The organism is Ktedonobacter sp. SOSP1-85 (genome assembly GCF_016587415.1).
Lineage (GTDB): Bacteria > Chloroflexota > Ktedonobacteria > Ktedonobacterales > Ktedonobacteraceae > Ktedonobacter.
Map to the genome: position 1 here is coordinate 6,000,582 of NZ_BNJI01000001.1, position 23,961 is coordinate 6,024,542.

At 55.3% G+C, this 23,961-nt stretch carries 19 protein-coding genes and 1 pseudogene; 11 read left to right on the plus strand and 9 right to left on the minus strand.

Going from position 1 to position 23,961, the window contains the following annotated elements:
- Positions 1-4: 4 nt before the first annotated feature.
- Both KTE_RS25110 and serA read right to left on the minus strand, forming a co-directional pair.
- Positions 5-1,345 carry an MFS transporter gene (locus KTE_RS25110; RefSeq protein ID WP_201385833.1) on the minus strand — a complete coding sequence of 447 codons (1,341 nt, stop codon included), beginning with the start codon at positions 1,343-1,345 and terminating at the stop codon, positions 5-7.
- Positions 1,346-1,611: 266 nt separating this feature from the next.
- Positions 1,612-3,339 carry a phosphoglycerate dehydrogenase gene (gene serA / locus KTE_RS25115; protein WP_201385834.1) on the minus strand — a complete coding sequence of 576 codons (1,728 nt, stop codon included), beginning with the start codon at positions 3,337-3,339 and terminating at the stop codon, positions 1,612-1,614.
- A 477-nt stretch (positions 3,340-3,816) separates the two neighbouring features.
- On the opposite strand from serA, the gene KTE_RS25120 reads away from it, so the two are divergent.
- The 7 genes from KTE_RS25120 to KTE_RS25150 all read left to right on the plus strand — a co-directional run bounded on the left by KTE_RS25120 (position 3,817) and on the right by KTE_RS25150 (position 9,465).
- Positions 3,817-4,707 (plus strand): ABC transporter substrate-binding protein, encoded by an 891-nt coding sequence (locus KTE_RS25120; RefSeq protein ID WP_201385837.1) that lies wholly within the window; start codon positions 3,817-3,819, stop codon positions 4,705-4,707.
- A gap of 226 nt (positions 4,708-4,933) precedes the next feature.
- Positions 4,934-5,761, plus strand: a complete 828-nt coding sequence (locus KTE_RS25125; RefSeq protein WP_201385838.1) for an ABC transporter substrate-binding protein — start codon at positions 4,934-4,936, stop codon at positions 5,759-5,761.
- A gap of 385 nt (positions 5,762-6,146) precedes the next feature.
- A complete protein-coding gene (gene pyk / locus KTE_RS25130) occupies positions 6,147-7,601 on the plus strand; it encodes a pyruvate kinase (protein ID WP_201385839.1) in 1,455 nt (484 codons plus the stop codon).
- A 154-nt stretch (positions 7,602-7,755) separates the two neighbouring features.
- On the plus strand, positions 7,756-8,037 hold the full coding sequence (gene rpsP / locus KTE_RS25135) for a 30S ribosomal protein S16 (RefSeq protein ID WP_007923524.1): 282 nt from the start codon (positions 7,756-7,758) through the stop codon (positions 8,035-8,037).
- 69 nt (positions 8,038-8,106) lie between these two features.
- On the plus strand, positions 8,107-8,337 hold the full coding sequence (locus KTE_RS25140; protein WP_007923523.1) for a KH domain-containing protein: 231 nt from the start codon (positions 8,107-8,109) through the stop codon (positions 8,335-8,337).
- Positions 8,338-8,478: 141 nt separating this feature from the next.
- Entirely contained in the window at positions 8,479-9,075 is a 597-nt protein-coding gene (gene rimM, locus KTE_RS25145; RefSeq protein WP_201385840.1) for a ribosome maturation factor RimM, read from the plus strand.
- A gap of 168 nt (positions 9,076-9,243) precedes the next feature.
- Complete coding sequence (locus KTE_RS25150; protein WP_007923519.1) at positions 9,244-9,465, plus strand: hypothetical protein; 222 nt, start codon at positions 9,244-9,246, stop codon at positions 9,463-9,465.
- Between the two features lie 236 nt (positions 9,466-9,701).
- Here KTE_RS25150 and KTE_RS25155 read toward each other — a convergent pair whose 3' ends face one another.
- Positions 9,702-10,799, minus strand: a complete 1,098-nt coding sequence (locus tag KTE_RS25155) for a cell wall metabolism sensor histidine kinase WalK (RefSeq protein ID WP_201385842.1) — start codon at positions 10,797-10,799, stop codon at positions 9,702-9,704.
- Complete coding sequence (locus tag KTE_RS25160) at positions 10,796-11,485, minus strand: response regulator transcription factor (RefSeq protein WP_201385843.1); 690 nt, start codon at positions 11,483-11,485, stop codon at positions 10,796-10,798. The genes KTE_RS25155 and KTE_RS25160 overlap by 4 nt, the downstream gene beginning before the upstream one ends.
- A gap of 206 nt (positions 11,486-11,691) precedes the next feature.
- On the opposite strand from KTE_RS25160, the gene KTE_RS25165 reads away from it, so the two are divergent.
- The 4 genes from KTE_RS25165 (at position 11,692) to KTE_RS25180 (ending at position 14,661) form a co-directional block, all read left to right on the plus strand.
- On the plus strand, positions 11,692-12,546 hold the full coding sequence (locus KTE_RS25165) for a hypothetical protein (RefSeq protein ID WP_201385844.1): 855 nt from the start codon (positions 11,692-11,694) through the stop codon (positions 12,544-12,546).
- 136 nt (positions 12,547-12,682) lie between these two features.
- Positions 12,683-13,318, plus strand: coding sequence for a hypothetical protein (locus KTE_RS25170; RefSeq protein WP_201385847.1), 636 nt, complete (start codon positions 12,683-12,685; stop codon positions 13,316-13,318).
- Between the two features lie 25 nt (positions 13,319-13,343).
- Positions 13,344-14,261 carry an ABC transporter ATP-binding protein gene (locus KTE_RS25175; RefSeq protein ID WP_201385848.1) on the plus strand — a complete coding sequence of 306 codons (918 nt, stop codon included), beginning with the start codon at positions 13,344-13,346 and terminating at the stop codon, positions 14,259-14,261.
- A 151-nt stretch (positions 14,262-14,412) separates the two neighbouring features.
- Positions 14,413-14,661 (plus strand): hypothetical protein, encoded by a 249-nt coding sequence (locus tag KTE_RS25180; RefSeq protein WP_007923517.1) that lies wholly within the window; start codon positions 14,413-14,415, stop codon positions 14,659-14,661.
- A 92-nt stretch (positions 14,662-14,753) separates the two neighbouring features.
- On the opposite strand, the gene KTE_RS25185 is transcribed toward KTE_RS25180, so the two are convergent.
- From KTE_RS25185 to KTE_RS25205, 5 genes and pseudogenes are all read right to left on the minus strand, one after another.
- Positions 14,754-15,704, minus strand: a complete 951-nt coding sequence (locus KTE_RS25185; protein WP_201385849.1) for a cobalamin-binding protein — start codon at positions 15,702-15,704, stop codon at positions 14,754-14,756.
- Positions 15,705-15,823: 119 nt separating this feature from the next.
- Complete coding sequence (locus tag KTE_RS25190; protein WP_201385852.1) at positions 15,824-18,193, minus strand: serine/threonine-protein kinase; 2,370 nt, start codon at positions 18,191-18,193, stop codon at positions 15,824-15,826.
- A 5-nt stretch (positions 18,194-18,198) separates the two neighbouring features.
- The gene (locus tag KTE_RS25195) at positions 18,199-20,448 is read right to left on the minus strand and encodes a WD40 repeat domain-containing serine/threonine protein kinase (protein ID WP_201385854.1); all 2,250 of its coding nucleotides are present in this window, start codon (positions 20,446-20,448) and stop codon (positions 18,199-18,201) included.
- Positions 20,449-20,560: 112 nt separating this feature from the next.
- Entirely contained in the window at positions 20,561-22,819 is a 2,259-nt protein-coding gene (locus tag KTE_RS25200) for a serine/threonine-protein kinase (RefSeq protein WP_201385855.1), read from the minus strand.
- A 17-nt stretch (positions 22,820-22,836) separates the two neighbouring features.
- Positions 22,837-23,484: pseudogene (locus tag KTE_RS25205) on the minus strand (HNH endonuclease); the annotation flags it as partial.
- Positions 23,485-23,961 lie beyond the last annotated feature (477 nt).

Consider the following 23,961-nt stretch of genomic DNA (forward strand, 5'->3'; position numbering starts at 1 on the left):
TGCATTATGCGCGTGCGCGGCGCATGCGCTGTTGCATGGCTTCCATATCTCCGGCGACCGTTCTTAGCCCGAGGAGGCAGATGAGGCCAGCGATAAAGAGGCAGGTGGGCGCGGTGATGAGCAGGGCGGTGCCCAGCGAGGTGTGGTCGGCGAGAATACCGATGATGATGGGTGAGGCCGCGTCCCCCAGTAGGTGCGCCAGTAGCAAGAGCAGCCCGGTGGCGGTGGCGCGCTTATCAGGCTCGATGATATCCTGAATCACGGCGTTAATTGGGCCGAGACAGAGGCTGAGCGTGATAATGGCCAGCGTAAAGAAGGCTACGAAGGGATAGATATTGTGGAAGGTGAGCGCGATCAGGGTCAGGGGTGCGCCCAGGAGAAACGAGATGGTCGAGATGATGAGGCGTCCCTGCGGCCTGCGCTTCTGCAAGCTATCGCCAAGCCAGCCGCCAATGATGGTGCCGATAATGCTGCCAGTGGCGAGGGTGAGACCGGAGACGAGGCCCGCCTGGGCCTCTGTGAGCTTAAAATCGCGCACAATATAGGTCGTAATCCAACCGGTCGCGGCCCCTACAATGAAGAAGCTGGCGATGAAGGAGCCGAGCAAGATCCAGTAGGTGCGGATGCGTGCGATCTGTTTGAAGGTCTGCCAGACATTCGTGCCCAGACTATGACCGACTATTTCGCCCTCTGAAGCATCCTCCCCTGCCTCCTCATCGACGCGATCATAGACGCCACGCTCCGGCTCCACTGCGCGCCAGATGAGGAAGGCAGCGATCAGGCCAGGGATGCCCACGAAGAAGAAGGCCCAGCGCCAGCCCAGGGTAACAGCGATAATGCCGCCCGCGATCTGGCCAATAGCGGTTCCCACCACGTTGCCGATAGACCAGAGCGAGAGCATGCGTCCGCGCACAGATTTGGGGAAGTAGTCGCCGATCATCGAGAGGGAGGCTGGCGCGTAGCCTGCCTCGCCAACGCCCAGCACCGAACGGGTCAGCAGGAGCTGAATGAAGTTATGCGTAAAGCCCGCCAGAGCGGTCGCGACACTCCAGATACCGACGCAGGCCGCGACAATATTCTTGCGCACCCCTTTATCGGCCCAGATGCCCAACGGGAATGTTGCCAGGCCATAGATGAGTAGAAACGAGGAGATTATAAACCCAAGCTCGGTATCACTCAGGTGAAACTCGGGCTGAATTTTCGTTTGTACGGCTCCCAGAATAGAGCGGTCGGCATAGTTGAGGATATTGATAACCAGGAGTACGATAAAGGCAAAGCGTGCCTGTCTGCGTGTGATTGGTTTGACGTTTGGTAGTGGATATGTTCGCGGCTTTGTCGTCGTCATAAGTGCAGCAATCAACCTTTCCCCAGATATTTTAAGCCTTATCAATTGTCACAGGTAATTTAGCTGATAGTAGCATTGATCCAGGTCTCTGTCTACCATACGTACTAAACTCTGCCGGGTTGTAGAGAGGTACCAAACATGTAGAGTCCATGCTGGCATGGACTCCGAGCGAAGCGATGTCCCCAGCGATAGGGCATCGGCCTGCGGGCCTCGGAGTCCATGCCAGCATGGACCCTACATGTTTTGGCGCCTGTGGTGCTGAGGTTTTAGAGGTTTACTACTGTGACACCGAAGATGTCGCCGGTCTCGCTGAGTTCGCGTAGCGCCCAGTCTGGAATGGCATCGTCGACCGAGATGACCATCAGGGCCGTATCGGTGGTGTTGCCGGGGACGCGGGTGCGGGGCTTGCGCTCCACAGGACCGACATCCATGTGGCGGATATTGACCTGGGCCTTGCCAAGGAGAGTTCCAGCGCGGCCAATCATGCCTGGCTGGTCGAGGTTGCGGCAGAAGAGGATATAGCCCTCAGGTACAAACTCGGTCCAGTAGCGGCCAACGCGTACGATGCGAGGCTCGTCATAGACGACTGCGCCGCTGATGACATCGAAGTGTTCATCCTCGATACCGGGCTTGCCGATAAACGAGGAGGAGTTGCCATTGGGCGAGAGCACGCGTAGCGTGACCTGGTTGGCGAACTCGGCAGGCGTCGTGGACTTCTGCTCGGTGATCTCCAGGCCCCGTTCTTTGGCGAGCAGCTGGGCGTTAATCATATTGACGTGCGCCTCAGAGACGGACTCGAGCAGGCCTTTGATTAGCGCGGCCTGCAGTGGGCGTAGATCATAGCTCGCGATATCGCCGTTATAGGTAATCTCGATCTTGCTCAGTGGTCCGGGCTGCAACTGAGTGTAGAGCCGCCCCATCTTTTCGAGCAGCGTCATGTATGGCTCAAGCACCTTCAGCGTCTCCGGTAGGATCAGCGGTGCGTTGACCGCGGCCCGGGGGAAGCCGCCATTGAGGACAGTGATGACCTGCTCCGCGACATCGGTGGCTACGCCAACCTGGGCCTCTTCGGTGGAGGCGCCCAGGTGAGGGGTCGCGATCACGCGGTCATGAGCCAGGAGTTGCAGCAGGGTCTCGTCATCGCGGATAGGTTCCTGGCTGAAGACATCGAGTGCCGCGCCCGCCAGGCGCCCCTCGTTGAGGGCGTTGAGCAGGGCTTTCTCATTGATCAGGCCACCACGAGCGCAGTTGATGAGGCGCGCCCCCGACTTCATGAGCTGAAGCTCATGCTCGCTGATTAATCCACGTGTACCCTGGGGGCCGCTGGTGAGCGAGGTATGTAGCGTCAGGAAGTCCGCGCGGGTCAAGACCTCTTCAAAGGTTCCCATCTCGACCCCGTTTTTGCGTGCCTGCTCGGGGGAGACAAAGGGATCATAGGCCACGACCTGCATCTCCAGACCCAGGGCGCGGCGCGCGACTGCCATACCAACTTTACCAAGGCCAATCACACCCAGAACCCTGTTGCGGACCTCGATGCCCATGAAGCGGCTCCTGTCCCATTTTCCTCCCTTGATGCTGGCATTGGCGGCGGGAACGTGGCGGGCCAGGGACATCAGCATGGCGATGGTATGCTCCGCCGCAGCCATGATATTGCCCGTGGGGGAATTGACTACGATGATGCCCAGGCGGGTGGCGGCATTGGTGTCGATGTTGTCCACGCCAACGCCCGCGCGCCCGACGATCTTGAGGTTGGTGCCCGCTGAAAGCACATCGGCGGTGACCTGGGTCTCGCTGCGCACGATCAGGGCGTGATAATCGCCGATGACCTCGGCGAGCTGCTCTGGTGTCAGGCCACGGCGCTCGTCGACCTGTGCCTCAGGCATCTGCTCTTTTAAGAGATCGATGCCTTCGCGCGCGATTTTATCGGTAATTAAAATACGAATAGTCTGGGGGGAGTTATCTGCCTGGCTTGTTGGTTCGTGTACCTGTGTCATGCTGTTTTTTCTCCTCGTTGCCACATATCCCTGGAGGCTAGCCTCCCGAAAGGTACGCTCCCAGGGGACGAAAGGCCTGTGTGAGACGTGATTTGTGCAAATAGCCAAGGTTAAGTTATTGATATCAGTGCTCGTCCTCGAACGCTGTTTGTATCTTCATTGAAGGCGTGATGCACCAATGCGTGCCATGGATCTGTGCCATGTTAATGCTTGCGCGGCGGGCAAGACTTAACCGGGAAACGCCCCCTGCGGTAGGGACGCGCTAAAGCTGGTCCCTACCACAGGGGAGTGTATTTCCCAATTTTTTAGCAAAGGTGGGCAATGATTGTCTATCTGCCGCGTGTTTATCTCTACCTTCAGGATATAGCATGGTGTACAGCATGTCAAACTCTTTTTGGGGGAGAAGCTGTGAGATAAATAGGGGATGATAGTGCGTATGTATAGTTAGTAACGGAATCAGTTAAGAGGAGGTCTCGTATGTCTTTTATCTTCTCCAAACGGGGGAAGCGCATGTCATGGCAGGCGCTTGGTATCAGTTGTATGCTTGGTTTGATGATGGTTTTGGCTGCCTGTGGTAGTAGTGGCACGACCACGGGTAGTAATAGCGGTGGTGATGTAAAGGCCACAGTGGCCGCGCCAAAGGACTTGATCACTGGTGGGACGCTGACGGTTGGCAGCGACACGACATACCCGCCCCAGGAGTATGTTGACACGGCCAGCGGCCAGGCGACAGGCTTTGATGTTGACCTGATTACTGAGATGGGCAAGCGGATGGGCCTGAAGGTTAATGTTAAGAAGGCGAACTTTGACACGATCATCGACGACCTTAGCTCCAAGCGTTACGATGTCGTGATATCTGCGGTGACGATTAATCCAGATCGCCAGAAGAAGGCGCAGTTCATTCCCTATTTTAACGCGGGTCAGTCGCTCCTGGTGCAGAAGGGGAATCCCGATCATATTAGCAGCGTCAAGGATCTGTGTGGCAAGAAGGTTGGCGTGCAGACAAATACTGTCGAGTTTGATGCCCTGACCGCGGGCAAAAAGGACTGCGCAGCGGCGGGCAAGCCAACGATTGCGCTGACAGTGCTGGACGCGCAGACCGACGTTATCCAGTTGCTGGCCGACAAGCGCGTCGACGCGACCTATCAGGACTCGCCCGTAACGGACTACTATCTGAAGTTGAACCCGGGCCAGTTTGAGATTGGTGGTGCCATTACCGACCAGGCCCCCGAAGGCATTGTGGTGCGCAAAGACGATACCGAGATGTTTAACGCCCTCAAAGCAGCGTACGATGCGGTCAAGAAGGACGGCACGTACGATAAGCTCTTTGACAAGTGGCAGTTGAACTCCGCCCAGAAGGTAAATTAAGAGTACAAAGAAACAAGAATGGGGGGCTTGCCACTGGCAAGCTCCCCATTCTTGTTTCTTTGTACTCTTTTAATAGCAGGAACGGGCCTGTGCTTTTGCGAGTGGGTGAAAGTATGTTACACTGTATCCGTCTTTATCGATTGATTCTAGGTTTGGAGGCTTTGGGTTAATGCATTTGTATGGGTCCCTGGTTTCTCGGAGAGGTAAGACACCTCTGGTGTTGATTATGTGTCTGCTTCTTAGTTGCGCGTTCTTCGTTGCGGCATGTGGTGGAAGTAGTGATAGTGTCACTTCAAGCTCGGTGAAGCCGTCAGTGACGCCACCCGCTGATTTAATTAGCAAGGGGACGTTGACGGTAGGCACAAACTCGACATATCCGCCCCAGGAGTACAAGGATGTGACAACGGGGAAGGATGTTGGTTTTGATATGGACCTGATCACTGAGATGGCCAAACGCATGGGCTTGCAGGTGGCTGTGAAACAGGGAAACTTCGATACCATCATTGATGACCTGACTTCCAAGCGTTACGACGTTGTCATCTCGGGTGTGACCATTAATGCACTGCGTGAGCAGAAGGCTGATTTTATTCCTTATTTCAATGCTGGGCAGTCATTACTGGTGCGCAAGGGGAATCCCGAAAGGGTTCAGAGTCCTAAGGACCTGTGTGGCAAGGGCGTTGGTGTGCAGAACACAACCGTCGAGCAGGATAGCTTGACGCAGGCCAATAAAGCCTGTCTTGCAGCAGGAAAGCCAGCTATTAAAGTAACGGCGCTTGATAGCCAGAATGATGTGGTGCAGTTGCTGGTGGATGGGCGTGTATCGGCGACCTACCAGGACTCGCCCGTGACGGACTATTATATGAAACTCAATCCAGGGCAATTCCAGATAGGTGGTTCCATTACCGATCAGGCTATAGAAGGTATCGCCACACGTAAAGGCGATCAGGAGATGGGGAAAGCCCTTAAGGCCGCCTATGACGCGGTGAAACGCGATGGAACCTACGATAAACTCTTTGAAAAATGGGGCTTAAACGCGCAGCAGGAAGTGCGCTAGATGCGCTTGCAATGGTCACCTGGCGCCGCTAGGAACTGCTTAGCTTAAGGCTCCACCTGGCCTCCCCTACCGCGTAAGGGAGGACCAGGCTTTCTTTCGTATGAGTAGAAAAAATGCCTGGTTGGTCGAATGGTAAGATAGAGTGGGAACGCGGGCTCCTGGTTGGGGCGAGTGATGTGCAATGAGGCACACGATGTACATGGTGTACATACAGCACAATGAGTAAAAGAGACCCATCTGCGAGTGGAGTGTACGCAGAGGAACACCGTGAAAAACCAAAGAGCAAAGATCTTATTTCGAAACCCAACGTCACTTGCGTGACTAGCGCTCCCCCCATTCGGGACAAGCGCGCTCAGGGTGTTCGGATAAGAAGTAAGAGGACTGTATGAGACGGACGAAAATCGTGTGTACTATTGGGCCCGCGACGCGCAGCGAAGAGCAGCTAGAGCGCTTGATGCGGGCAGGCATGAATGTAGCGCGCTTAAACTTTTCGCATGGAACGCATGAAGAGCATGCCAAAGTGGTAGCAAGCATTCGCGCTATTTCGAGTCGACTACATCGGCCCATTGCGATCTTGCAGGACCTCCAGGGGCCAAAAATCCGTATCGGCACACTTCAGGAGCATCGACCGGTGATGCTGGTGAACGGCTCCACCATTACGCTGACCACGCGCCCGCTTGAAGGCACCGCCGAGCAGGTCTCGACCACCTACAAGCAGTTGCCCGAGGACGTGAAGGTAGGCGATCGTATCTTGCTGGATGACGGCCTATTGGAGCTGCGTGTCCTGGACCATAACGAGACCGACGTCAAGTGCCTGGTGGTGCATGGTGGCCTGCTTAAAGAGCACAAGGGCATCAATTTGCCTGAGGTCGCGGTCAGCGTCCCCTCGCTCTCCGACAAGGACCGGGATGACCTGCGTTTTGGCATTGAGCAGGGCGTTGATTATGTCGCGCTGAGTTTTGTGCGTAAGCCAGAGGATATTCGCGAGGCCAAGGAGTATATCAAGCAGATTCAGGCTGACCTGGGCGTAAAGGAGCGTGATTGCTACGTGCCGATCATCGCGAAGCTAGAGAAGCCCGAGGCCATTGAGCGGCTCGACGAGATCTTACAAGAGACCGATGCCGTCATGGTGGCGCGTGGTGATCTGGGCGTCGAGATGGCCCCCGAGAAGGTGCCGTTGATCCAGAAGCGAATCATCGCCAAGTGTAATGAACTCTGTCTACCCGTGATTACCGCGACCCAGATGCTGGAATCAATGATTAATAATCCGCGGCCAACGCGTGCCGAAGCCAGCGATGTTGCTAACGCCATCCTCGATGGAACCGATGCCGTCATGTTGAGCGCCGAGACGGCCTCGGGGAGTTATCCCATTGAGGCGGTAGAGATGATGGTACGCATCGCCGTCGAGACCGAGAATGGGTATCGCGCGAGCATTCAGCCAACCATGCAGCAGCGCCTGACGCAGGAGCAGGCAGTCAGTCATGCCGCCCGCGCCCTGAGCGAGCAGACGAGCGTCAAAGCGATTGTAGTATTTACACGCTCGGGAAGTTCGGCGCATCTTATCTCTAAGGACCGCCCCCGCACGCCGATCATCGCCTATACGCCCTCGGAGCATGTCTATCGTCGCCTGGCGCTCTGGTGGGGAGTCTGGCCGCAGAATCTTCCCATGGAGGGCACGACCGAGCGAGTTATCGCCGACGTCGATTGCCACTTACAGGAGGAGAATTTGATCGCGCGTGACGAGCACATCGTTATCATGGGTGGAATGCCCGTGGCGAGCCGCGCGCGGACCAACTTTGTCAAGCTGCATTGCGTGGGTGAGGGGCCACAAGAGCGTTGACATTTTGAGTGGCGCGTGCTATCCTAGTTGGGCCGAAGTTCATGTGGCCCTGTCGGGTGTTAGAGGTGCCGTGTTGTTGCGCGCCGCACCAGGGAACGCGGCGCAGGTAGAAAATACAGCCCCTTTAGTGGGCGAGAGGTGAGAATTTTAAAGCATGAGTGTTAAGATCCGTCTCAAACGTACGGGCATGAAGAAGGCCCCAAGCTATCGTGTAGTGGTTGCTGACTCGCGCTCACCCCGCGATGGTCGCATCATCGAGAATATTGGCTGGTACAATCCTCGTGTTGAGCCTTCCGCTATCAACATCAACGAGGAGAAGGCGCTGGGCTGGTTGAAGAATGGTGCTCAGCCAACCGAGTCGGTTGAGTCGCTGCTGAAGCGCTCTGGTATCCTGGCTCGCTTTGAGGCTGAGAAGTCTTCCACAAGCGCTGAGTAGTATCGATTAGGTTGTGCGGTCCGTTGTGAAGCATCGTGACCAGGTAGCGAGTGAGCAGAGGTAGAATGTATGCGTAAACTGATTGAGTACATCGCTCAGTCGCTGGTAGACGATCCTTCCGCGGTTGAGGTGCGCGAGGTGCGCAATGATCGCAGCGCGCTGGCTCTGGAGTTGCACGTTGCCCAGGATGATTTCGGCAAGGTGATTGGACGCCAGGGGCGTGTTGCGAAGGCTATGCGCACACTGCTGCGCGCTGGTGGGACGCGCGAAGGACGGCATACATCGTTAGAAATTCTCTAGGCACCTACCCGCCGGAGAGCGCGATGGATGCAAGAGCCATCTTGTATGCCTATCCATGATTGTGGTACGCCAGCACATATGTTGGTAGCAATGGGTGGATGGTAGGTATGACCGAGAGGCAATTCGCAAAGGGCGAAACTTATGCCAATGCAAAACAAGACAGAATGGGCTACTATCGGCAAAATAGTGGCCCTTTTTGGTGTGCGCGGTGAACTCAAAGTGCTGCCGCTGACGGATATCCCCGACCGCCTTACATCCCTGAAGGCGGTACACGTGAGCACCGATGGCCACACTTTTAAACGCTGTACTATTACAAGCGTGCGCCCGTATAAGGGCGAGATACTGTTAGTCAAGCTAGAGGGGATTGCCAGCGCGAACGATGCCGAGGCCTTGCGCGGTCAGAGCCTCTGGATTCCCGAGAGCGAGCTGGCACAGTTGCCTCCAGACTCGTACTATCAGCATGACATTCTAGGACTCAAGGTCTATACCCTGAGCAACCAGGAAGTGGGACAGATCGTCGACCTCTTTCCCACGGGTGGAAATGATGTGTATGTCGTGCGGACACCTGAGCGCAAAGAGGTGATGATCCCAGCGATCAAAACGGTTGTGCGCCAGATAGATGTGCTGCGTGGAGTTATGTACATCGATCCGCTTCCGGGGCTGCTTGACGACGAGGCCGTGCTGGACAACTCAAACGAAGAGGGCGAAGAGGAACAAGACGAATTTGAGGAAGAATAGTAACAAAAAAGCCTGAAATTGCCCCCAATATGGCTGTGCATAATGGCGTAGGTGTGGTATTATGTAGGAGGAGATGAAACTCTCCAGGCGTCTGATCCGTAGTATAAACGAGACCTATTGCGCGGCTCGAAGCGAGCTGAGCATCAAGTTTCTGTAGGGAGGTGTCTCGTGTCTGACCAGATCCCAACTCTTGCTGATTTATGTGCGGCGATCTCTGATGGTGTTATTGCCTCGTGTGTCGATGAGAACTCGATGTACCAGGTGAATGCGTTGGAATTGCGTAGATATGTTGCCAAGCGCGACCTGGAACCCACATTTGCTCGTCTGCTCGCATCTCTTCCTGACCCCGGTAACTACGTCTCCCCTACCATAAGCATTATCGGCCAATAAGGCCGTTTTTTTTGCCTTCTTTGCGCCTATGGCGCGTCAAGGGTATAGGGGGTTAGTGGAGACATGGTGGTAAAACCGCCGTCTCTCCACTAATCCTCTGCGCTCTTTTGTAGCAGGTTGCCCCTCTCTGAAATACGCTCAATGCACTGGCAATACTTACGTGGCTAAACCTACAACACTGCAAACGAGATCAGGCGAAGCCATCCTGTCACGAAAAAGGAGGACACTGCATCATTTTAGGTAAGAGGCAAGACACTGAGGAAAAGAGCTCCTCCTCCGGCTCGGTTCGTAACGGAGAGTTCTCCGCCATGGACCTGAAAGATCTGCTGTGCAATGCTCAGGCCAAGGCCAGCTCCCCCTGTTTGCCGATTACGCGATGCCTCTCCACGATGCAACGGCTTAAACACATGTGGGAGGTCCTGTGGGGCAATGCCAGGTCCCGTATCGGCTACTGTTAGCAGCAAACGTTCCTCGCTCCAGGTCCAGTTAAACGCAATAGATCCATAGCGCGGAGTATAACGGATCGCGTTATCCAACAGATTCTCCAAGGCTCGCGTGATAAGCCGCCTATCTACTATCATTGTGCTCATTCCTTGCGGTCCCTCGCGTTTTGTCGTCAGCGTGAGCTGCGCGCGCTCTGCTATGGGGCGTATGGCTTCCACGATCTTTTGCAATAATTCATCCATATCTACGTGCTCGCGTTGGGGGAGCAGCTCCAGATATTCAAGTTGGGTATAGGTAAAGAGGTCGGTAATAAGGTGTTCGAGATCATCAGCCTTCTCCCGGCAGATTTGCATATAGTGCGTAACCATTTCAGGCGTATCAGCGACTCCCTTCTCGATCCCTTCCAGGTAGCCACGCAGTGAAAAGAGCGGCGTGCGTAGGTCATGTACCACTGCGCTAATGAAGAAACGCCGTTCCTCTTCCAGCTTCCCCTGACTGGCCAGTGCCTCTCGCAATGCCTTTCCCATCGCGTTAAAGGCCGTTATCACTTCGGCCATCTCCACTGTAGTGGAAGATGGCAGCGTGAATGAGAAATTTCCTTGCTCAATTTGCCTGCTCGCTTTTCCTATCGCATCCAGGGGCATCAGGATAGATCGTTGGAGAAAGCGCGCGGTCGTCGCCACGAGAAGCGCCTGCATAGCAAGCAGGATCACCAGAATCAATCCCGCCACAAGCGATAAACGGGGAACAAATGCAAGTGGCTGTCCGTCTGTATTGCCAACTCCCGCCACAACGAGCGTGGCGATGATAATTCCTACCGCAATAAGCATCAGCACTGCATACAGCAACCAGACCTTGGTGAACCACCTTCGCATAAGATACTTCTTCACTGCCCTGCTCCTTCAAAGCGATAGCCGACTCCGCGTACTGTGATAATGTAGCGTGGTTCGGCCGGATGCTCCTCGATCTTTTCCCGAATGCGTCGAATATGGACGGTGACGGTCTGGCGATCACCAATCTCACCCCAAAAACGCTCAAAGAGTTGTTCACGCGTGAATACCTGACGGGGATGCTCAGCCAGCAGGCACAACAGTGCGAACTCTCGTGTCGTAAACGGCACAGGACACCCATCTATCAAAACTTCGTGTGCCACCGGATCAATCATTAGACGGCCAAAGTTGTAGATTTTGCGCGACGGTTTCTCCCTCTGGCAGCGCCGAAGGACAGCCTTTACGCGCGCAACAATCTCGCTGGGCGAAGCCGATTTTGCGATATAGTCGTCTCCTTGCAAGCCAAAACCGTGCAATCTTTCTCTCTCGCTGTCGTATGCACTGAGGAAGAGAATTGGCAGGTCGCTGGTTACGCGAAGCTGGCGGCAGAGGTCAAAGCCAGAGCGTCCAGGCATCATCACATCGAGTATCATACAGTCCACCGGCGTCTGTTGCACGATGCTGAGCGCGTTGTCTGCATCTGGCGCGACCAGGACATGAAACCCCTCTGCTTTAAAGAAGTCTCTGAGCAGATAGGCAATAGCGCTATCATCATCCACAATGAGGATTGTTGTTGATTGATTCATCTCGCGCTCCAAGCTCCTTCTATGTTACCTCCTGTCTTCTCCATTATGTCCCATTTTCGCTTGATTCGCTAGAAGTACAGAGTATTGTGAGCGGATATTGAGCAACTGTTAAGGTGTTGTTCACCTTTCCTCCCTGCTATCTGTAATGTTCCTTCCGTAAACTGACAATTACTATTCTGTCAATGAAGAAAGGAACGTATCGCTCAATGTTACACATTCCGCGTGTTACGCCTGGAAGCGGTTTTCCCGCTGACATCGCCCAATTTTGGGCTATATTACGTGCCGAAGCTACAATGCAATGGAGACGTTGGGGCTTCTGGCTAGCCTACAGTATCACAGGCGTTCTTCTCTTACTGGTTTCGGTGGTCACCGCCTTCTCGTTGCTCCATCCTTCCCCATTGATGGAACAGATATATAAACATTACACCTCGGCAGAGCTAAATAACGTTGTCACCTATGGCGTGACCTACTATGCCGTCGTCGTCTTTGGCCTTGTCGGAGCTCTGCTCATTGTGGATCGTTTGCGCCGGGATCAGCAAGTGGGGGTAGTTGAACTGCAACGCGCTACGCCGCTTGGGGATGCCTCCTATACCCTGGGGAAGTTTCTCGGCAACTATGTGGCGGTGTTCATTCCCACATTGCTTGTGTACCTGCTTTGCGCGCTGGCTCCCGCCATTCTAGGGATGCCAACAGTCGTCATCCTGTTGTTTCTCCTGGCGTTCCTGCTCGTTTTTGTTCCTGCGTCGCTCGTCTCTGTGGGGCTTATCCTCTTGCTTGCGAGTGTCTTCCCTGTCCGGGTTGTGCAGGTCGGCTTCTCTGCGCTCTGGCTCCTCTTCAACGTTCCTGCGTGGCACGTCTTCTTTGTAACCATCTTCAATCCGAATGGTTACTATATCTATCCTCTCTTCTTCCCCACACCACTCTTTTCCACGGAAGAAACCTCGCTCTCAAAGGCACTCCTTAATATCGCGGTGCTCGTCCTGACGGGAAGCGTGGCACTTTGCCTAACATACATCAGCTTAGCCTGGCAGCGACGACGTGTGGAGGATGCGATCGCATGAGTACCAACAATCACACACGGTCGCGGGACTTTCCATCGTATACATCCCTCGCAGCGCGCCAGCGTCCCCCTTGCGCGAGATAGCTTTGCTCATCTCTTATCATCTACGTCTGCTGAGGTGGTGGCCCTTTTTCCTCATGTTTCTGAGCTTCCTCGGCTTTGGTGGCCTGCTCTGGTATCAATTACACCTGGAGGACGCCCAGGCCATGAGTAGCGCGACGGCACTCAGTCGCTTTGTGATGGAGTCCGCCGCCGGGCTGCTCGCGGGAATGCTCACTAGCTCGCTTATCGTGAGCGATCCCCTGCTAGAAATCACGATAATTACGCGTTCAGGGCTCTTCAAAGTAGTTGTCTGGCGTGTGTTGCTGACCTTTTTTATGCTCCTGCTCTCTTCCACTGCCTATCTGGCCTGGTCCCTTGCAAATGGCATTCGCTATGCTCAACAGCAGAGTCTACTTTTCCTTCTGTTTGTCTGGCTCGTCCCAGTGCTGCTCATGGGCATGCTCGGGTTGTTTTGCTCAATGCTTACGCGCAATGCCGCCTTGGGCCTGGCACTCGCTATCCTTCCATTGGCGGTGGCGCTTGCCCTCAATCCATTTTTGCTTCCTCACAAGCTGGCGCATCCATTCTTTATTCCCTATACCTCCTGGGAACCCGATGCCACAGACTGGTGGAGCAACCGTCTGACATTATTGGGCATGGGCCTGCTCCTAGCTGTTGGCAACTGGTGGTGGTTGCACCGTGAAGAGCGCCTGCTAGGAGACGCATCATAATCACAATAGAGAAAGAGACGCTATCATGGAAATCGTGATCGAACATGTGACAAAGCGCTATGGGTTGCATGAAGCCTTACGGGGTATCGATGTCCGTATTGGAGAGGGCATATTTGGCTTGCTTGGCCCCAATGGGGCAGGCAAGACAACCTTACTACGCATCCTGGCGACGCTGCGCCGCCCTGGCACTGGGCGTGTACTCATTGGTGCGCTGGACATCAGCCAGTCCCACCAGCGTAAGGCGGCACGCTCGCTCCTGGGCTATCTCCCGCAGGACTTTGGTGTCTACCCCGACCTGACCGGATACGAATTTCTCGACTATATGGGCTTGCTCAAAGGCCTCTACGATCGCTCTGCGCGCCGTCAGCAGATCGAGGCCCTTTGTGATGTCGTCAACCTGGCCAGGGAGGCTAACCGTAAGGTAGGCACTTATTCTGGTGGCATGAAGCGCCGCTTGGGTATCGCTCAAGCCCTCTTAGGTAATCCTTATGTCCTGATCTTTGATGAGCCAACAGCTGGACTTGACCCGGAGGAGCGCATTCGCCTACGAACGCTCCTCACCCGCATCGCCGAGGGACGGATTGTTATCCTTTCTACGCATGTTGTTGAGGATATCAGTCACACCTGTGAACGCCTGGGGGTTCTCGATCAAGGTACGCTTACATTTGATGGCCAGACACGCCAGCTTATTGAAGCCGCCGCAGGCCATGCCTGGCAATTTCTCGCAGCTCCCGATTACGCTGTACCAGCGGATTGCAGCGTCATCTCGATGCTGCCGCAGCCAAACGGTGTTCTCTACCATATCGTCGGATCACAACCACGTGGTCCGGTGCAAGGAGTCCAGTCCCTGACACCTGGGCTGGAAGATGGCTATGTCTGGCTCCGTCAACAGACAATGCTCAAGCGGACACAGCCCGCTTGCCCAACACACCTTGCTCCCTGAGCGCCGGGGCGCGAAGGCTTTTCTACCAGGAGGAGGGAGAGAAGAGTTGCACGCGTGGTAGGTTAGGACTATAATATGATCCAAAGCATTGGGCTCTCTCTGCCAGGAGAGAGTTCAGTGAGCTATTCCTACTCGAAGGAAAGGTTAGTGCATGGAGCAACTCGATACAGATCTAGATTATAGCGTAAGCAAAGCGCGTTCGGATGCGAAGAAGCGTTTTAATACGCTCTACCTCCTCCCTATTTTGGGCGTGCTTGTGATCGCCTTCCTCATATTGGCGGTGATCTTCCAATTGTCAATCGATACAATTGTTAGCTCGTTCATGTCATTTTTCATTGTCCTCTTCTTTATCGTAGCCGGTTTGATGTTCTGGGCCATGCGTCCAGAGACAAGCCGCTAAGAGCACAAAGAGCGTAGAGGTAGAGGGATACAGAAAGCAGCGGCGTGGTGCCTGCTACCGGCAGGCACCACGCCGCTGCTTTCTGTATCCCTCTAGAGGCGTATGGAGGCGGATGGGTCGACTGAGAGGGGGGGGCGTTGTTGCCAGATGGCGTGCGCGAGCAGTTCGGCGGACTCGACGAGGCGCGGACCGGAGCGATTGAGATAGTAATTGCCATCAATGATAGAGACGCGTCCCTCGCGTACCGCGCGCAACGTGGACCATGTGGGATGTTTCTGGAGGAGTGGAAGGTCCTGCCGCGTGCGCTCGATAGTAAAGCCACAGGGGGCGAGGATGAGGACGTCAGGATCAAGGTCACTCAGTTGTTCCCAGGTGAGCCAGGGAGCGTGCCGGCCGGTTTCGCCACAGATGTTCTCGCCGCCTGCGTAGTCGATGAGTTGCGGAGTCCAGTTGCCAGAACCCATGAGTGGGTCCAGCCACTCCAGAATGGCCACGCGAGGCCTGGGGCCTGACGCGACGAGAGACATAGTTTGGGCCTGTAACTGCTGAAGGTGCTGTTGATAGCCCTGGATACACTCCTGGGCCTGCTGTTCTCTATCGAGGGCCTTGCCAACGCGCAGCATGTCTTCCCAAACGTCCTGGAGGCGGTAGGGGGCCAGCGAGACTATGCGCGGACGCAGCCCGGTGGTTTGCTCTAAGGCCTGGACCACGTCATGCTCGCTGACGGCGCAGACCTCGCACTGGGTCTGGGTAAAGATGATATCTGGCTGAAGGCGTTGCAGTAGTTCGGCATCGATGGTGTAGATACTCAGGGCCTTGAGCGCGTTCTCCTGAGCATCATTTCGGGCGTGGGCGAGCTGTTTGATCTGCGTGTCGATCTGCTTGCTGGACGTGTTGGTATCGATGACTGGACGGCTCAGCAAGGGCAGACGCTGGACCTCTGGAGGGTAGTCGCACTCATGGGAACGCCCAACGAGCTGGTCCAGGCATCCCAATGCGGCAATCATTTCGGTTGCGCTTGCCAGAAGCGAGACAATACGCATGGCTTGTTATCCTTCTGTTTCTGTCAATGACCTGTATACTGACGTGATCAGTATACAACATGATATATCGTGGAGTGGCCCGATGCGTGCTATAGCGCGCATCGGGCCACTCCACGATATTAAGCATCCATGCGCCAGATGATGGCGGTGTTGTCGGCTGAGGCGGTTGCCAGGTAGCGGCCTGCGCCTGGCTGCCAGGCGAGGTCCATGATACTGCCTGAGTGTCCGGGGTTGCCGAACATCAGGGTTTGCAGTTCGTTGCCATAGTGGGATTTCTTGGGCGCGCGGTTAGTAAGATCCCAGATATGGACAAGTTGGCTGTGACTGTAGCTGGCGGCGATGTAGCGCCCATTGGGTGACCAGGTCATGCCATAAACCTGCGGATACCAGGCGATGGTTGGGTCTAGCCCCTTGCGGTCGTGGGCGTCGGGGTCATCGGTCTCTAGCCGATGGAGTTGTTTCTTTTTCTGGATATCCCAGACATCGATGACATCAAGGTTGGAGACCGCGATGAGGTTGGGGTTATTAGGGCACCAGGCCAGGGCGAAGCGCTCCAGCAAGATACTTTTGGCATTGGGAGCAACCTGGCTAGCGCGGTCCGCCAGCTCAATAGTTTGCGTGCTATTTCCTTTGCTATCGAAGATGTGTATCTGTTGCTTACTGTTGTAAGCGGCGAAATGCTTGCCGTCAGGCGCCCAGGCCAGGGCCAGGATACTGGTATTATCGTCGCTTCCTTTGGAGGAGTTATTAAGGGTCTTTACTGGCTGATTCATATCTTTGAGGTCCCAGAGTTGCAGGCTCTGCCCACTTAGCTGATCGGTTACGAAGAGGCTACTGGTGGGCGAGGCGACGACCTCATAATAGGAGGGTGCGCCAATCTCGCTCTTGGGAATATGGCTATCCTGGTAGACGAGTGGGTCCTGGGCGTTGGTAGTCAGATCAAAGGCATAGACCGTGTTGCGCGTCGACGCGCTCTGGGTAAGCGCCAGGATACGCTGCCCATTGTAGGACCAACTTATCTGGTAGTAGCTAATAACATCTTCGAGCCGCCAGCGTTGAAGGGGCGTTTTGACGATGTTCAGGGCTTTATGTTGTTGTTGTAAATAGGCGTTCGTGTCCCAGATCATGATGGAGTGGTCCGTGCTTGCGGTGGCGACGCGTGCTCCATCGGGACTCCAGAGGATGAAAGAGAGAGGGCGCTTGTGTCCCATAAGGCTGAGGGTAGGAACGCCTGAGATAAACTTGTGAGGGCCTGGCTCGACGGCTTGTGGTTTGGGTTGAGGGCGTGGCCAGAAGGCCCAGGCGGCACCGCCACCCAGCAGGAGCGCGGTGGTAGCCGCTCCACCGATAAGGATACTACGTCGGCTCACGCCTGGCTTCTCGGGAGCCATGGGAGTAGCCGAGGGCGTGGGCATATATTGCGATAGCGTCTGAGGCGTGGTCGGGTAGGCGGCCATGTGCGTGGGAGATGGAGGAGGCGGGGGTGCCGTGGTTCCCTGGGATGTTTGCGGGCCATTTACGGGCGCCTCAAGCGTCCTGGGAGGCGTCACCTGGGTAGGGAGATATTCGGGGCGCTTTTTACTCCATGGCGCGAGCAGGGTTGCCTCGGGATCGTTCTGGTTGGTGCGGGCGATGGGGGATTGGTTCCAGGCGTTATCAAGGGCATCTACAAACGCGAGACAGCTTGGTGGTCGTTCCTCTGGGCGCTTGGCCAGCCCTTGTAAGATAATGGCCTCAACCCCCTGGGGCAAGATGGGATTGATCTCGCGTGGTGGCCTGGGTTCCTCCATGACCTGCTTGATCATGAGGTCGTAGGGGGTTGCGCCGTGGAAGGGAACGTTACCCGTAAAGAGCTGGTAGGCGATCACGGCCAGGCTATAACGATCACTGGCGGGTATGGCGCTCCCCTGCACCTGTTCGGGGGCCATATATTCAGGAGTGCCACTGCCGGCGTACGTTTTACTGCGATAGGTGGTGCTGGTAAGCAGTTTCGCGATGCCGAAGTCCGCGAGATAGAGCCAATCATTTTGCAGGAGCATATTAGCGGGTTTGATATCGCGATGAATGACCTGCTGGCTATGTGCGTAGTCGATGGCCTCAGCCGCCTGGCGCAGGTAGCTCATGGCCAGGTCCCGGGTGAGATAGCGCTCGCGCTTCATAACGTCGCGCAGGGTACCACCTTGCAGATAGGGCATGACAATATAGGTTACGATTTCGTCGTCCGAGATGGGCTGTTCGCCAAAGGCATGAATGGTCAGAATATGGGGATGCTCCAGGGTAGCCGCCGCGCGCGCCTCATAGGCGAAGGCATGTAAAAAGCTTTGCTCTGAGGCCAGAATCGAGGGGAGTATTTTGATGGCCACCATGCGATGCAATTCTGTATCCTCCGCCCGCCAGACCTGTCCCATGCCACCATGTCCAAGACGATGCAGCATGCGATAGCGGTCAAGCATTTTTCCTTGCCATTCTGTAGCTTGATTGAGTGCCATAGTCGTTAAAACCCTCGTCCTTGTGTCTTCCAGAGAAGAATACTATTGTTGGGATCGTTATAGCTGGCGACAAGCCAGTTGCCATCGGAGGACCAGGCCAGGGAGATCACCTCATGTTTGAGGGCGTCGCTGGCGAAGTCGCCGACGGGGAGTGTGCCTTGAGTAATATTCCAGACCAGGATGTGCCCATCCTGGGTGCCCCCAGCGAAGGTGCCACTCTGATACTGGTATTTGTAGGCCAGGTTGGTAAGCATTGTGTTGGTTGAGATTTGTGTGAATGGGCTGGTTTTCTCCGTCCAGTCCCAGAGAACCAGTGTGGATGCATTTTGCTGCGTGATATAGCTGCCCGTGATTTTTCCATTATAGGCAATAAAGGCGCTTCCAGATGGCGTAACCTGGCTATTTTGGAAGGAGAAGAGCGTGCTGCCAGCGTTCCACTGAGTTGCGTCCGTGGTGCTCTGAGGCGCGCCGAGCCAGGTGAGTTGCTTTCCCTGTTGCTGGACGCGACCAACGAGCGTGCCTTGCGTGACCGCAAAGGTCAGGATGGCCTCGCCTCTGGGGGCACGCTGGCTGGACATTGCGGTCGCTAGAACAACGGGTTTGTAGCCTGCGCTTGCTTCAACCGCCAGGCGATGATTGAGCGCAAAAGTGCCTGGTGCCTGGGTAGGATTGGTTGTATCAATCAGCCAGGATGTAAATTGCTGCTTCTGCGTATCAGGATCATTGGCCGCCAGCAAGAGGTGTGTGTTACTAAGCCAGGTGAGGCTATCAACTGTACGGGTTGGCAGGGCAAGGGGCGTCGCGAATTCGGGTAGGGGTTTCAGGTCGGGCGTGTAGAGCGCGAGAGAGGCGGCCTGGTTGCCGCTGAAGGCAACCGCGATAGATTTGCCATCAGGCGACCAGGAGAGCAGGGGCGCGCTGGTCGTCCCGGGTAGCTTGAGCCTGGTCCGGGCGAGTGGCTGAGGGCTGCTGTGAGAGAGGAGAGTGTTGCTATCCCAGAGTAGAAGCTGCTGATCGTTGGCGACCGTCGCGAAGGTATTCTGCGTTGGCGACCAGTTGAGCGAGGTGACCGGGCTTTGATGCTGATTAGATATAGCCAGGGCCAGCCCATCGGGCGTTGGGATAGCTGTGGGTGCGTGATGGACCTGGGGTGCTGGTGGCGCTATGGTATGATTGAGTGTTAGCCAGCCACCTGTACCAGCGGCGAGGGCCACCACAGCCGTACCAGCCCCAATAATAAGTTTACGGCGCGAGAGTGGCCTGGTTGGCTGGGCCGCTGGTTGTGCAGATGCTTCCCGTGAGGGGCTGGACTGGTGCTGGGTTGAAGTGGATGGTGCCTCCGGGGTTTGCATTTCCCCCGAGGGGAGGAGGCGGGCGACCTCCTCAAGCGCCGCGATATAGGCTTCGGCGCTGGAATAACGCTCTTCTGGCTGTTTGCCAAGTTGGCGGAGCAGAATCGCTTCAAGTTGTGGCGGGAGCGCGGGATTGAGGGAGCGAGGCGCTGGCGGCTGCTCCGTAAGATGCATGATGGTGGTCATGGCGGGAGTGGAGCTATTGAAAGGAAGCTGGCCGGTGAATAACTGATAAGCGATAACGCCCAGGCTATAGTCATCGCTCGCAGGGATGGCGCGACCCTGAATCTGCTCGGGCGCGATATAGTTGGGCGTGCCCAGGCTCGTGCCTGCGCGAGTCAGGTTCTTTCTGGATGCCAGGATGCGAGCCAGGCCAAAATCGGAGAGCAGGAGCCAGTTATCCTTGCGCAGAAGCATATTGGCAGGCTTGATATCGCGATGCACGATGCCCTGGGCATGTGCATAGTCAATAGCTTGCGCGGCCTGCTTCAAATAGTAAAGTGCCTCGCGAGGCGGCATCAGTTGTTTGCGCTCCTGGTAGGCATCGATGCGATCTGCCAGGGAACCGCCCGAGAGATACGGCATCACAAGAAAGAGCAGCATCTCATCGGCGTTAAGGGTGATCTGTCCATAGTCGTGGATGGGAACGACATGCGGATGGTTGAGAGCGGCCGCGGCCTGGGCTTCTTGCCTGAAGCGTTCGAGAAGCTCTTCTTCTCCCTGTGTGTAGATCTGAAGCGTCTTCATCGCGATCTGGCGATGAAGGCTGGGGTCCTCGCAGAGCCAGACCTCCGCCATGCCGCCCTTCCCAAGGAGGCGCAAGAAGCGATAACGGCCAATATTCTGGCGCTGCTGCGTATCTGGTATGTTTGGCGCTTGTACATTATGGCCATCGTTTATCATGAGCAATCGTCCTTAAAATAGCGAATGTAGCTCCTCTATTGCTATCTGCTTGTAATCATAGCTGATCTTGATGCCAGGCGACTATGATGTGGTTCACGAAATCAGGAGCGAGTTAGAATGTTCGGCCTTGCATCTTCCAGATGTGAGTCGTCGCGTAATCGTCGTTGTAGCTGGCAGCCAGCCATTTATAGTCTGAAGACCAGGCTAGCGCTTGTACCGTCTTTTTGACGTCGCTGCTGAGGGTCGCGACGGGCTGATCGAAGCGGTTGGTATCCCAGAGCTGTATCTGGCCATCGGGGGTTCCCGTGGCGATGAGAGGCATCTTACCATTGGTGCCATAGGCCAGGGTCGTAATTTTGTTTGGCAGGCTGGTGGTGAGAGGTGTTTGTTTTATACCCTTTCCCACGTCCCAGATGGCCAGGGCTGTCGTATTACTGCTGTAATAGCCTGCGACTTTACTGCTATCAGGGGACCAGCTAACAGTGAGGATATCCTGATAATTCTGATTTTCGGGCAGGGCCAGCAGACCGGGGGCATCTTGCCAGGTGGGAAGACCTCCATTCATACTCGCGGTACCTACGAGGACGCCACCTGCGCATGCGATAGCTATCTTCTGCCCATCGGGTGAGGCTTTTAAAAGTGTATTCGATGGGCTGATGCCACCTCCTATATAGGCTTTGATTTTCGTGGCGTTCATCGTGGTTTGCCCTGGCTTATTGCAATCCAGCCCCCAGAGGTAAAAATGCTGGTAATCCTCTGCACCTGCTATATATGAGACAGAGAAAAGATACTTTTGGTGTGTCCATGTGAGGCCACTCAGGTTGCCCGCTCCTTTGGCAAAGATGGGTTTTTGAAAGCCTGAAGCAAGTCCTGCGAAATCTCGTGCATAAAGATCAAGAGAAGCTGTATGAAAGTCAGAGAGCGCTTCTTCGTTCGTATTGCCAAGCGCAAGTATATTTCCATCAGGTGACCAGGCCAGGGTGTTGGAGCCATATTTTGGATTGAATTTGGCGCCAGGCTGGGGAGTGGCATTGGCGCGCATATGCTCAATGTCCCAGGTATAGATAGTGTCGCTTGTGCCTGGCGTAGTCGTCAAGAAATTGCCCTGAGGCGACCAGGCCAGCCCTGAGATCGTATCTATATTGATATCGCGAATGACCAGGTTCGGGCCATTGGGATTGAGTTTAGGCGGGGGCGTGGAAGCCCGGACAGGCGGCTTAGGTGTAGGCTTGTCCTGGTGAGTGAGAAACCAGGCGGAGCCACCGCCCGCAAGCAGCAGGGCCGCGATGCCGCCGCCAGCCAACGCGGTACGTCGTGTGATAGGCTTATTGGTCGCTGGCAAGAGTCCCGAAAAGCGTGGGCGAGGTTGGGTAATCGTCGCGTGCTGAGCGTGAGAGAGTGATGCACTCTCATTCAAGGGAGGAAGCGTATGCGGTGTGGGCTGCGAAGTGGGCAGAGGGACCTCGGCGGAAAAGCGAGGCGCAAGCTCTGGATAGGCCTGAATGAGTTCGGCGAAGAAGGCGCGGGCAGAACCTGGACGCTCTTCTGGCTTTTTGGCCAGGGCGTGCAGGATGGCCTGTTCAAGCTGTACAGGAAGCTGGGGATTGAACTGGCGCGGCGAGGGCGGAGGCGTGAGGATATGCTGGACGCTTAGCGCATAGGTCGTCACCGCGATAAAGGGGAGGCGACCGGTAAAAATCTGGAAGGCAATGACGGCGAGGCTATAGATATCGCTGGAGGGAACGTCGCGCCCCCTGGCCTGTTCGGGAGCCATATATTCTGGTGTGCCGAAGCCCGCGCCGGTATGGACCTCAGCGTCGTTGCCAGAGAGCAGGTGCGCGATGCCGAAGTCAGAGAGCAGGAGCCAGTTAGCATCACGCAGAAGCATATTGCCAGGCTTGATATCGCGATGGACGACCCCCTGCTGGTGGGCGTAATCGATGGCGTCGGCGGCCTGTGCGAGATAGGTCAGGGCCTCTTCAATGGGCATATGTTGCTTCGTGGATGCCAGCGCCTCGATGCGGTCTGCGAGCGAGCCGCCTGGGAGATAGGGCATAACAATATAGGTAATCACCTGTCCATTGGGTAGGGAATGTTCACCATAATCATGTACCGATACAATATGTGGGTGTGTAAGCGCGGCCGCGGCCTGGGCCTCCACTTCAAATCGGCGTGTAAAGGCTACATCATCTGGCGCATGGGCAGGGAGGGTTTTAATTGCCACCTGGCGGTGCAGGCGTGGATCTTCGCAGAGCCAGACATCGGCCATACCACCACGGCCGATGCGTTTGATTACCTGGTAGCGCCCAAGGGTTCTTGCGACCGCCTGTTGGGAAATAAAGCCATCTTTCGCCATCATAAAATTGCGCAATGCGGGGACCCCTGGCTTTAGACCTGGGGAGGAGCATTGCGCACTCCTTTCTGTGTGTACTCATAGCCATCTGCTTGATGGATACAACGCATATATTTGGGATGGATATCGACCTTCCCAAGGCGAAACGACGGACGATGGCGAATGGCTATTCTTCCTTCAAATGTTCCTTTGGAGGTAATGGCTTTCACCAGATCACCTGTGCGATATCCAAGAAACGTTTTTCTTCGTTGTTTCTGTTTTTCTGGGAATCCGTACTTATCAGGAACGCACATTTGTCTTCTTCCATGACCATTGGCAGTAATAAGCAAAGGAACCACCCCTTTGTGGGAAATGGCAGAAGGGGTGCTCTTGCCCACACAGGTGGCATCGAGCCAATGTGTCTTGGCTAGCCCTCTTGTGGTTCGGTTGTACTTGGTCAACCCACCACTGCCGCACTCGACAGGCAAGCCACATGCTTTGAGCCGTTCAAGCAAGGCCAAGCGTGTAGCATTCACGGCACTGGCATCCTTGAGAGGCTTTTTGACCTGAGCTACAATGCGCTTGAGCACATCAGGCTTCTTCGCAAGAAACACCGCAATATCCTGCGTCCCTTTGGCAATATTGCATGGCTCAACGGCTGCTTTGCCCTGTGTGAGCAAGCGCCTTGCACGTGCTGGATGCACTGGGTTTAACGGTTTATAGTCACTATCAATCACAAAAACATTGCTCAAGTTGAGCCTCTACTTTCGTAGGTAATGTGTGCCTCGTCAAAGTTAGCGAACGGTTTTACGTACAACACACGTCCTTAACCCTCTAGGGATGTTTAATGCTGTACCGTAGCGGTTGGAGCTGGCAAAGCACCCCAACGTACCTATTTCGTTCCTAACGTAGCCCGATAGCCTTGATGATTCTATCCATCAAGTCCGCTCTGGCTGAGACTGGTCAGGTCCTGGCTTACTTACGCAAGCCCCTGCCTTGTGGCATGGGGTTCCTGACGAGAGCTGTCCCTTCGCGCATACTTATTTTCGCTGTCATAAATAGATGGTGCTAAATATGCATAAACTATACTACAGCTAGATCATGTTGTATAGATATTGGTAGCCATTGCCCAGGCACCCTTCGCGCCTGTGGCGCTCACGGAATAAAAGTTAGGCCGCGTG